We start from the raw sequence: 7745 nt of genomic DNA, 5'->3' as shown, positions 1-7745 counted from the left end.
CCGGTGGCGGCGACCGGGGTGGGCCCGCTGCCGGCGGCCCCGCCGGTGCGCGAGGAGGAGCAGGGCGGGCAGGACTGAAATGATCGGTCCCCGTAGCGTGTTCGCATGGACATGAGCCGTGCGAGGGGTACCCGGGAACGACTGGTCGTCATCGGCGGTGACGCCGCGGGCATGTCCGCGGCGTCCCAGGCGCGCCGCCTCAAGGGGCCGGACGAGCTGGAGATCGTGGCGTTCGAGCGGGGCCACTTCACCTCGTACTCGGCGTGCGGCATCCCCTACTGGGTGGGCGGTGATGTCTCCACTCCGGAGGAGCTGATCGCCCGTACCCCGCAGGAGCACCGGGAGCGGGACATCGACCTGCGCATGCGGACCGAGGTCGTGGAGCTCGACGTCGCGGGCGGTCGGGTACGCGCGCGTGACGTCGATTCGGGGGCGGAGTCCTGGACGTCGTACGACAAGCTCGTGATCGGGACCGGGGCGCGGCCGATCCGCCCGGACATGCCCGGTGTCGATGCCCCCGGAGTGCACGGGGTGCAGACGCTCGACGACGGGCAGGCGCTGCTCGACTCGCTGGCACGCACGCGTGGGCGTCGCGCCGTGGTGGTCGGGGCCGGGTACATCGGGGTCGAGATGGCGGAGGCGTTCGTCAACCGCGGGTATGACGTCACCGTCGTCAACCGGGGCAAGGAGCCGATGTCGACGCTCGACCCCGACATGGGGCGCCTGGTGCACAAGGCGATGGAGGGCCTGGGCATCACCATGGTCAACGACGCCCATGTCACCGAGCTGCTCACCGGGGAGGACGGGCGGGTGCGGGCCGTTGTCACGGAGGACGCGGAGTATCCGGCGGACGTCGTGGTGATGGGGATCGGGGTACGGCCCGAGACGAGCCTCGCGAAGGCGGCCGGGTTGCCGCTCGGGCAGCACGGCGGGCTGCTGACCGACATGGCGATGCGGGTGCGCGGGCACGAGAACATCTGGGCCGGCGGCGACTGCGTCGAAGTCCTCGACCTGGTCTCCGGACAGGAGCGGCACATCGCCCTGGGGACCCATGCAAACAAGCACGGGCAGGTCATCGGCACCAATGTGGGCGGGGGTTACGCCACCTTCCCGGGGGTGGTCGGCACGGCCGTGAGCAAGGTGTGCGACCTGGAGATCGCCCGTACCGGGCTGCGCGAGAAGGACGCCCACCGCGCGGGGCTGCAATTCGAGACGGTCACCATCGAGTCGACCAGCCGCGCGGGCTACTACCCGGCGGCCTCCCCCATGACGGTGAAGATGCTCGCCGAACGCCGTACCGGCCGTCTCCTGGGCGTGCAGATCGTCGGCCGCGAGGGCGCCGCGAAGCGTGTCGACATCGCGGCGGTCGCCCTCACGGCCCGTATGACGGTGGAACAGATGACGGCCCTGGACCTGGGCTACGCCCCGCCGTTCTCCCCGGTGTGGGACCCGGTCCTGGTGGCGGCCCGAAAGGCGACCGCCAAGGTCCAGGCCGGCCTGCGGTAAAGCTGCTTACGCCGTGCCGTTGATGCGGTCTATGGCCTGCCGTGCCTGCTCGGCCGGCGGCCTGGCGGGCAGCGAGGACACCGACGCGCTCGGCGGCATCATCGCGGCGGGCTGCGCCACCGCCGGCTTCGCGTGGGCGCCCAGGGCCGTGGACCGCAGCCGGTTGCTCACCGCCTCGTCCAAGGTCACCGGCCGCTGCATCTGCGCGGCGAGGCGTCCCGCTTCCTGACCGAGCTTGGCGACGTCCTCCCACGGGAGGCGCACCACCAGGGAGATCTCGGCCTCGCCGTCGGGCGTGGCGGTCATCTGAGGGGAAATCCGGTCGTTCATCGCCTGTTCCTCACGTCGTCCCCGCGACACGCCTTCCCCGCACCGCGGGCGGTTGAGGAGTCATACGCACAGGCGGACGGCGGTGTTCACCGGTTCGCCGCGCGTATCGGGGGCACTAATCCCTTGTGGTCATCCCCGTCCATGACGTGAACCCGGTGCGCCGCACCCCTTGGGTGACGTATGCGCTCATCGCCGCGAACGTGCTCGTCTTCCTGTCCACACCCGGAATGGCGGGTTCCGTGGCGGGCGGCAGCGACCTCTCGCAGTTGTGCCATCTGCAGGCGTTCCTGGACCACTACGCGGCCGTGCCGCGGGAGTTGATCCACCATCAGATGCCGCAGCTCGTCCCGACCGGCGCCGTCCAGGCCGGCCCCGGCGGCCCGGCCTGCGCGGCCGGCCCGCCGACCTACGACAAGTCGGCCCCGCTGAGCGTCTTCACCGCGATGTTCCTGCACGGCAGCTGGATCCACCTGCTGGGCAACATGCTGTTCCTGATGATCTTCGGCAACAACGTCGAGGACCGCATAGGCCACATCCGCTTCACGCTCTTCTACGTGGTCTGCGGTTACGCCGCGGGCTACGGCTTCGCACTGCTCAACGACAACTCGGCCGACCCGCTGATCGGCGCCTCCGGGGCGATCGCCGGTGTCCTGGGCGCCTATCTGGTGCTGTACACGAAGGCCAGGGTGTGGGTCCTGGTGCCGTTCCTGTTCTTCCTGCCGCTGCGCCTGCCGGCCTGGCTGGTGCTGGGCTTCTGGTTCGTGCTCCAGGCGTTCTACTCGTCCGGCGAGGGCGTCTCCGACGCGGGCACGGTGGCGTACGAGGCGCATGTCGTCGGGTTCCTCGTGGGCATGCTGCTCGCCTGGCCGCTCAAGGCGGGCACCCCACCGCCGCCGGAACCGCGCGGCCTGCTGTTCGGCAGGCGGGCCCGGCCCCGGCACACGTGGTGAGCGCGGCTAGCGGGCCGTCTGCGTGTGGACGTACTCGGCGAGCCGGGTGAGCGCGTCCGGGTCGGTGGCCGGCATGACGCCGTGCCCGAGGTTGAAGATGTGGCCCTCAAGGTCCTTCGCCGATTCGAGGACCTCACGGGTCTTCGCCTCGACTGCCGCCGTGGGGGCGAACAGGACGGCCGGGTCGAGGTTGCCCTGGAGGGCCTTGCCGGGGCCGACCCGGCGGGCGGCCTCGTCCAGCGCGACGCGATAGTCGACGCCGACGACGTCCGCGCCGGCCTCGCCCATCAGCTGCAGCAGCTCGCCGGTGCCGACGCCGAAGTGGATGCGGGGGACGCCGTAGCCCTCGACCGCCTTGAGGACCTTCGCGGAGGCGGGGAGCACCGAGCGGCGGTAGTCGGCCGGGGCGAGGGCGCCGGCCCAGGAGTCGAAGAGCTGGACGGCGCTGGCGCCCGCCTCGATCTGGACCTTGAGGAAGGCGGCCGTGATGTCGGCGAGGCGGTCGAGGAGGTCGGCCCAGAGCTCGGGGTCGCCGTACATGATCGCCTTGGCGTTCTCGTACGTCCGCGACGGGCCGCCCTCGATGAGGTAGCTCGCGAGGGTGAACGGCGCGCCGGCGAAGCCGATGAGGGGGGTCGAGCCGAGCTCGGCGGTCAGCAGGCCGATGGCCTCCGTGACGTAGGAGACGTCATCGGGGGTCAGGTCGCGCAGCCGGGCCAGGTCGGCGCGGGTGCGGATCGGCTTCTCGACGACCGGGCCGACGCCGGGCTTGATGTCGAGGTCGATGCCGATGGCCTTGAGCGGGACGACGATGTCGCTGAAGTAGACCGCCGCGTCCACGCCGTGCCTGCGCACCGGCTGGAGGGTGATCTCGGCGACCAGCTCGGGCCGCGTGCAGGACTCCAGCATGGGGACGCCCTCGCGCGCCTTGTGGTACTCCGGCAGCGAGCGCCCGGCCTGCCGCATGAACCACACGGGTGTGTGCGGGACGGGCTCGCGCCTGCACGCCTTCATGAAGGCGGAGTCGTAAGTGGTGGTCGGCTGCTGGCCCGCGGGGCTCTGATTGGCACTCACGGGGGCAAGTCTCGCACGGCGGCAGGAGGCGATTACACGCGGTGCTGAACGCAAGAGCGGGTGTCTAGTCCCGCACGATGCCTCCGTTCCCCTTAATCTTCCCGCATGGCTGCGGCTCAGGGACGACTGTCGGACGGCGCTGACGGAATGGACGACTCCAAGGAGGGGGACCGGGATGGGGGCGGTACGGCTCCGCCGGCTTTCCAGGCCGCGGTCCAGGCCCTGCGGAACAGTCGGCTGCGGCCACAGATCGAGATCGACCCGACACCGGCGCCACAGCGGCTCGCCCCCTTCGCGTACGCGCTGGAGGCCGCGGTCGTCGACGGCGACCAGGACCTGGCCGACGGCCGGCTGGTGCTGCTGCACGACCCGGCCGGGCACGACGCCTGGCACGGCACGTTCCGGCTGGTGACGCTGGTGCGCGCGGAGCTGGAGCCGGAGATGGCCGCGGACCCGCTGCTGCCCGACGTGTGCTGGTCATGGCTGACCGGCGCGCTCCAGACCCGTGGGCTGACCTACGGCGAGCCGAGCGGCACCGTCACCCGGGCGAGCTCCCACTACTTCGGCGGGCTGTCCGAGCGCCCGTCGGCCTCCCAGATCGAGATCCGCGCCTCGTGGACGCCCCGTGAGGGGCTCGGCGGTGTCCCGGACACGGCTGCGCATCTGGCCTCCTGGTGCGATCTGCTGGCCCAGGTCGCGGGCCTGCCGCCGGCGGGTCCGGGCGACGCGTCGATCGTCACGCTGCCGCAGCGCCGGGGCCCGCAGTCACGCTGAGCCTTACCCGAGGCACACCGAGGTCTTACCCATCGCTTGCGGTGTCTTTGTCGATACGGCCACTTTCAATCAGGAGTGGCCTCTCGAACGAGCCGTTTCGTTCACCGAACGATCGACAGCGTGTCCGAATTGCACTGATTGCTACTCACTAAATCGTGATCTTTCTCTAAAGGACCGCGGGTTTGGTGCCGAAGACGACTGTGACCTTGAAAGTCGTCCCGCACCCCAGGAGGCCTGGTGTCCGTTCTTCTTGAGCAGCCCGCAAGCCTGGTCGCCTACCGCCCGAACAAGCCGACCGCCATGGTGGTCGTGGCCGACCCGCGCGTCCGCTCCACCGTCACCCGCCACCTGTGGGCGCTCGGTGTACGCGACGTCATCGAGGCCTCGTCCGTCGCGGAGGCTCGTCCCCGCATCGGCAACCCCCGCGACATCTGTGTGGCAGACGTCCACCTTCCCGACGGTTCCGGACTCACCCTGCTCTCCGAGACCAGAGCCGCAGGCTGGCCCAACGGCCTGGCCCTGTCCGCCGCCGACGACATCGGTGCCGTGCGCAACGCCCTCGCGGGCGGCGTCAAGGGCTACGTCGTCACCGGCACCCGCACGAACGTCGGGCTCCCCACCCGACCCGGCGCCGCTCCCATCGGCTCCGCCGCCGCCCGTATGCACCGCCGCCCCCCGGGTGCCCCGAGCCACCCGGGCGGCTACCGCGAACTGTCCGGCCGTGAGGTCGAGGTGCTCCGCCTGGTCGCGGAAGGCCAGTCGAACAAGGCGATCGGTGTCTCCATGGGCCTGTCCGCACTGACCGTCAAGAGCCACCTCGCCCGCATCGCCCGCAAGCTCGGCACGGGTGACCGCGCCGGCATGGTCGCGGTGGCCCTGCGCACCGGAATCATCCACTGACCCTGTCCCGGAACCACGTCCTCCACTCCCCCGCCGAGCCGTGAACCGGATCTTTCACTTACCTGACTGGTTTACGACCCCCAGACGCCCGTCGACGGAACGTTCCGTCGGCGGGCGTTGTCCATACACGGATACCCTTGACACGTGACCGACGCCCAAGAAACCGCAGCAGACAGCTCACTGCGAACCACCGGAGGCGCCCCTCCGGACGACGTCGAAACGGCGCCGATCCCCTTGCTTGAGCCCCGGGAGGGCATTCCGCCCGTTATCGCCGACGAGGACGCCCTCGCCGAGGCGATCGCGGCCTTCGCCGCCGGCACGGGCCCCCTCGCCGTCGACGCCGAGCGCGCGTCCGGCTACCGCTACGGACAACGCGCCTATCTGGTGCAGCTGCGCCGCGAGGGTGCGGGCACCGCACTGATCGATCCGGTCGCCTGCCCCGACCTGTCGGGCCTCGGCGAGGCCGTCTCCGGTGTCGAGTGGGTGCTGCACGCCGCCACCCAGGACCTGCCGTGTCTGCGGGAGATAGGCATGGTGCCGACGCGGCTCTTCGACACCGAGCTGGCGGGTCGGCTCGCCGGATTCCCGCGGGTCGGCCTGGGTGCGATGGTCGAGAACGTCCTCGGCTTCGTCCTGGAGAAGGGGCACTCCGCCGTCGACTGGTCCACCCGCCCGCTGCCCGAACCGTGGCTGCGGTACGCGGCCCTGGACGTGGAACTCCTCGTCGACCTGCGGGACGCCCTGGAGAAGGAGCTGGACCGGCAGGGCAAGCTGGAGTGGGCCCGCCAGGAGTTCGACGCGATCGCGGCGGCGCCGCCCGCCGAACCCCGCAAGGACCCGTGGCGCCGCACGTCCGGGATGCACAAGGTACGGCGGCGCCGGCAGCTCGGTGTCGTACGGGAGCTGTGGCAGACCCGGGACCGGATCGCGCAGCGGCGGGACGTGTCACCGGGGAAGGTGCTGTCCGACGCGGCGATCGTGGAGGCCGCGCTCGCGCTGCCGCTGGACGTGCAGGCGCTCGCGGCGTTGAACGGGTTCGGGCATCGGATGGGGCGGCGGCAGCTGGAGCAGTGGCAGGCTGCGGTTGATCGGGCCAAGGCGTTGCCCGACTCTGCGTTGCCGCAGCCGGGGCAGCCGGTTACCGGGCCGCCGCCGCCGCGTGCCTGGGCCGACAAGGATCCCGAGGCCGCGGCTCGGTTGTCCGCGGCTCGGGCCGCGGTGTCGGCGGTCGCCGAGGGGCTCAACATGCCTCAGGAGAATCTGATTACTCCGGACACGGTTCGGCGGGTTTGCTGGGAGCCGCCGAAGAGTGTGGATGTGTCGTCTGTGGGGGCTGCGTTGGCGGGGTACGGGGCTCGGCCGTGGCAGGTGGAGCAGGTGGCGCCTGTTTTGGTGGAGGCTTTGTCCGCCAAAGCGCCTTAGGGATTGCCGTTGTGTGGCGAGTGCGGGTGATCTGTGGCTGGTCGCGCCCACGCGGCGGAGCCGCATATCGAAACAGCCCCGCGCCCCTGAAAGGCAACGCTTCTCGCAAAGCTGGAGCGTCGAGATCGCGCCAAGATCTTCGAACTCGGCGAACGGGTAACGGTCGGGGGGATCGGCTGGGAGACTCCCCTCGATGACCACAACTCGCGTCACCATCAAGGACGTTGCCGCCCGCGCCGGCGTGTCCAAGGGGGCGGTGTCGCTCGCCTTCAATCACAAGCCGGGGCTCTCCGACGCGACCCGGAAGCGGATCTTCGAGGCCGCGCGGGAGTTGGGCTGGGCGCCCAACCTCACCGCGCGGTCGCTGGCCGGGGCGCGTGTGGACGTCGTAGGGCTGGCCGTCTGTCGTCCGGCGCGGCTGCTCGGGCTCGAACCGTTCTACATGGAGTTCATATCCGGGGTGGAGAGCGTGCTGATCGAGCACTCCTGCGCGCTGCTGTTACGGCTCGTGCGGAATCCGGACGAGGAGGTCGGGCTGCAGGAGTCGTGGTGGAAAGCGCGGCAGGTCGGCGGGTCGATTCTCGTGGATTTCCGGGCGGACGATCCGCGGGTCGCGGTGGTGCGGCGGCTGGGGCTGCCGGTGGTGGCCGTGGGGCATCCGTCGTTGACCGGGGGGCTGACCTCGGTGTGGACCGACGACACCACCGCCGTCACCGAGGCGGTGCGGTATCTGGCCGCGCTCGGGCACCGGCGGATCGCCCGGGTCGGCGGGTCGGCGGGGCTCGGGCA

The 7745-nt window shown here is 70.9% G+C and carries 8 protein-coding genes; 6 read left to right on the top strand and 2 right to left on the bottom strand.

Annotated features, from left to right (window positions below; all coding sequences use genetic code 11):
• The first annotated feature begins 105 nt into the window (after nucleotides 1–105).
• Nucleotides 106–1506, top strand: coding sequence for an FAD-dependent oxidoreductase (locus tag R6V09_RS40735; protein ID WP_317886529.1), 1401 nt, complete (start codon nucleotides 106–108; stop codon nucleotides 1504–1506).
• A 6-nt stretch (nucleotides 1507–1512) separates the two neighbouring features.
• Here R6V09_RS40735 and R6V09_RS40730 read toward each other — a convergent pair whose 3' ends face one another.
• The gene (locus tag R6V09_RS40730) at nucleotides 1513–1836 is read right to left on the bottom strand and encodes a hypothetical protein (RefSeq protein WP_317886528.1); all 324 of its coding nucleotides are present in this window, start codon (nucleotides 1834–1836) and stop codon (nucleotides 1513–1515) included.
• 125 nt (nucleotides 1837–1961) lie between these two features.
• Here R6V09_RS40730 and R6V09_RS40725 point away from each other — a divergent pair, with 125 nt between their 5' ends.
• Nucleotides 1962–2786, top strand: coding sequence for a rhomboid family intramembrane serine protease (locus tag R6V09_RS40725; RefSeq protein ID WP_317886527.1), 825 nt, complete (start codon nucleotides 1962–1964; stop codon nucleotides 2784–2786).
• A gap of 6 nt (nucleotides 2787–2792) precedes the next feature.
• On the opposite strand, the gene hemE is transcribed toward R6V09_RS40725, so the two are convergent.
• A complete protein-coding gene (gene hemE, locus R6V09_RS40720) occupies nucleotides 2793–3860 on the bottom strand; it encodes a uroporphyrinogen decarboxylase (RefSeq protein ID WP_317886526.1) in 1068 nt (355 codons plus the stop codon).
• Nucleotides 3861–4007: 147 nt separating this feature from the next.
• Here hemE and R6V09_RS40715 point away from each other — a divergent pair, with 147 nt between their 5' ends.
• From R6V09_RS40715 to R6V09_RS40700, 4 genes are all read left to right on the top strand, one after another.
• Nucleotides 4008–4634 (top strand): DUF3000 domain-containing protein, encoded by a 627-nt coding sequence (locus tag R6V09_RS40715; protein WP_317886530.1) that lies wholly within the window; start codon nucleotides 4008–4010, stop codon nucleotides 4632–4634.
• Between the two features lie 237 nt (nucleotides 4635–4871).
• The gene (locus R6V09_RS40710; protein WP_019073943.1) at nucleotides 4872–5534 is read left to right on the top strand and encodes a response regulator transcription factor; all 663 of its coding nucleotides are present in this window, start codon (nucleotides 4872–4874) and stop codon (nucleotides 5532–5534) included.
• Between the two features lie 144 nt (nucleotides 5535–5678).
• On the top strand, nucleotides 5679–6956 hold the full coding sequence (locus R6V09_RS40705) for a ribonuclease D (RefSeq protein WP_317886525.1): 1278 nt from the start codon (nucleotides 5679–5681) through the stop codon (nucleotides 6954–6956).
• Nucleotides 6957–7149: 193 nt separating this feature from the next.
• A partial coding sequence (locus R6V09_RS40700) for a LacI family DNA-binding transcriptional regulator (RefSeq protein WP_317886524.1) occupies nucleotides 7150–7745 on the top strand: 596 nt, incomplete at its 3' end.

Source organism: Streptomyces sp. W16, assembly GCF_033194735.1.
In the GTDB taxonomy this organism is placed as follows: domain Bacteria; phylum Actinomycetota; class Actinomycetes; order Streptomycetales; family Streptomycetaceae; genus Streptomyces.
The sequence above is the reverse complement of the archived record's forward strand: the minus strand, read 5'-3'. Positions and strand labels throughout refer to the sequence as shown.

What these genes read in the sequence shown, in the direction of transcription:
- R6V09_RS40715 (WP_317886530.1), top strand. Translation starts at nt 4,008, where the DNA reads ATGGACGACTCCAAGGAGGGGGACCGGGATGGGGGCGGTACGGCTCCG.
- R6V09_RS40735 (WP_317886529.1), top strand. Translation starts at nt 106, where the DNA reads ATGGACATGAGCCGTGCGAGGGGTACCCGGGAACGACTGGTCGTCATC.
- R6V09_RS40730 (WP_317886528.1), bottom strand. Translation starts at nt 1,836, where the DNA reads ATGAACGACCGGATTTCCCCTCAGATGACCGCCACGCCCGACGGCGAG.